Origin of the sequence: Segeticoccus rhizosphaerae (assembly GCF_009192725.1) — a bacterium.
Classification (GTDB): domain Bacteria; phylum Actinomycetota; class Actinomycetes; order Actinomycetales; family Dermatophilaceae; genus Segeticoccus; species Segeticoccus rhizosphaerae.
On record NZ_VOHR01000679.1, the window covers coordinates 1 to 680 of the forward strand.

At 75.6% G+C, this 680-nt stretch carries 1 pseudogene; it reads right to left on the reverse strand.

The annotated features are described in order from the left end of the window. Positions 1–680, reverse strand: a pseudogene (locus FRW57_RS23780) (DNA polymerase III subunit gamma and tau); the annotation flags it as partial.

The following is a 680-nucleotide window of genomic DNA, read 5'->3' on the forward strand; positions in this document are numbered from 1 at the left end:
CTCGCGCCGGGACTCCTTCGCGGTCGGGGCGCCCGAACTGGCCTGGTCCGCACCGGCGTCCTGGCCGTCGCCGCCCTGGGCCCAGGCTGGCGGCGGTGTGCTGGCGGCGACCTCGCCCCAGTCACTGCGTTCCTGCCCGGCCCAATCTCCGGAGCCCGGGCTCAGCCCGGAGGCCTGCGCCGACGTGGTCCCTCTCCGCCCAGCAGCTCCCTGACCCTTCTGCGTCGGGGGGTCACCCGGAGCGGTCGTCGACCGATCCGGCCGCGAGCTGCCGGACGGGGGTGCCGTCGCCTCGGCGACGGACTCCCCCGGCGCAGCCTGTCCGGGGGTGGGCGGCTGCCCCTCGACGGTGGTGTCGAGGCCGAGGACCTCGATCAGGGCCTGGCGCACGATCTCGGCGTGCTGGCCCCGGCGGAACGTCTCGGCGATGCCCACCGTGCCGATGCCCAGCAGCAGTCGCTGGCCGTTGTAGTCGAGCACCTGCGCGTGCTGGCTGAGCAGGGTCCAGGTCACCCGCTTGATGCTGAAGATCTTGTCGAGGACGTCGGGCCACGAGCGACGGATCGCCTCGGTGTCGAGTCCTCCCGGCGCCGAGGCGGCGGGCCGGTCGTCCGCCGTGGGCGCACCTGGTCCGGGGTCCGCAACGGGCGCGGACGCCCCGGACCGCTGGTCGGGGGCCG